Annotated in this window: 1 rRNA gene; it reads right to left on the minus strand. The window is 56.0% G+C overall.

The features are described from left to right. Positions 1–194 precede the first annotated feature (194 nt). Positions 195–1,718: ribosomal RNA gene (locus J2W14_RS21150) — 16S ribosomal RNA — on the minus strand. Between the last annotated feature and the right edge of the window lie 184 nt (positions 1,719–1,902).

A 1,902-nucleotide genomic window follows, 5' to 3' on the forward strand; every position in this document is an offset into this window, starting at 1 on the left:
GCACCGTTCCAGGACCACCACCCCAAAGGGTGAGAGATCCGTACTGGGTGCCGGGGAAAAACCGGCGGCCGCTATTTGCTGATATTCCACCCGTGAGCACCCGCCGCAGAACTAGCGTCTGCGCAACGGGCGTACTCCTGACAACCCCTCCACACCCGCATACACGGGGCAAGGTGACTGTAGGTGCTCCTTAGAAAGGAGGTGATCCAGCCGCACCTTCCGGTACGGCTACCTTGTTACGACTTAGTCCCAATCGCCAGTCCCACCTTCGACAGCTCCCTCCCACAAGGGGTTAGGCCACCGGCTTCGGGTGTTACCAACTTTCGTGACTTGACGGGCGGTGTGTACAAGGCCCGGGAACGTATTCACCGCAGCGTTGCTGATCTGCGATTACTAGCGACTCCGACTTCATGGGGTCGAGTTGCAGACCCCAATCCGAACTGAGACCGGCTTTTTGGGATTAGCTCCACCTCACAGTATCGCAACCCTTTGTACCGGCCATTGTAGCATGCGTGAAGCCCAAGACATAAGGGGCATGATGATTTGACGTCGTCCCCACCTTCCTCCGAGTTGACCCCGGCAGTCTCCTATGAGTCCCCGCCATAACGCGCTGGCAACATAGAACGAGGGTTGCGCTCGTTGCGGGACTTAACCCAACATCTCACGACACGAGCTGACGACAACCATGCACCACCTGTAAACCGACCGCAAGCGGGGCACCTGTTTCCAGGTGTTTCCGGTTCATGTCAAGCCTTGGTAAGGTTCTTCGCGTTGCATCGAATTAATCCGCATGCTCCGCCGCTTGTGCGGGCCCCCGTCAATTCCTTTGAGTTTTAGCCTTGCGGCCGTACTCCCCAGGCGGGGCACTTAATGCGTTAGCTACGGTACGGAAAACGTGGAATGTCCCCCACACCTAGTGCCCAACGTTTACGGCATGGACTACCAGGGTATCTAATCCTGTTCGCTCCCCATGCTTTCGCTCCTCAGCGTCAGTTAATGCCCAGAGACCTGCCTTCGCCATCGGTGTTCCTCCTGATATCTGCGCATTTCACCGCTACACCAGGAATTCCAGTCTCCCCTACATCACTCTAGTCTGCCCGTACCCACCGCAGATCCGGAGTTGAGCCCCGGACTTTCACGGCAGACGCGACAAACCGCCTACGAGCTCTTTACGCCCAATAATTCCGGATAACGCTTGCGCCCTACGTATTACCGCGGCTGCTGGCACGTAGTTAGCCGGCGCTTCTTCTGCAGGTACCGTCACTTTCGCTTCTTCCCTACTGAAAGAGGTTTACAACCCGAAGGCCGTCATCCCTCACGCGGCGTCGCTGCATCAGGCTTTCGCCCATTGTGCAATATTCCCCACTGCTGCCTCCCGTAGGAGTCTGGGCCGTGTCTCAGTCCCAGTGTGGCCGGTCACCCTCTCAGGCCGGCTACCCGTCGTCGCCTTGGTGAGCCATTACCTCACCAACAAGCTGATAGGCCGCGAGTCCATCCAAAACCACAATAAAGCTTTCCACCCCCCACCATGCGATGAGGAGTCATATCCGGTATTAGACCCAGTTTCCCAGGCTTATCCCAGAGTTAAGGGCAGGTTACTCACGTGTTACTCACCCGTTCGCCACTAATCCCCCAGCAAGCTGGGATCATCGTTCGACTTGCATGTGTTAAGCACGCCGCCAGCGTTCATCCTGAGCCAGGATCAAACTCTCCGTTGAAGTAAAACAGACACAACCAACACCCCCGGGAAAACGGGACGTGCCGGCTGCACAAAATTTGAAACCAGCTGTAAAAACCAGACCACACCACGGGGTGGCGGATCCAGTCAATTCAACCAATTCAATACAATAAATTGGTATCAACAAACTTGGCACACTATTGAGTTCTCAAACAACAGACACA

Origin of the sequence: Pseudarthrobacter oxydans (assembly GCF_030812335.1) — a bacterium.
Lineage (GTDB): Bacteria > Actinomycetota > Actinomycetes > Actinomycetales > Micrococcaceae > Arthrobacter > Arthrobacter oxydans_B.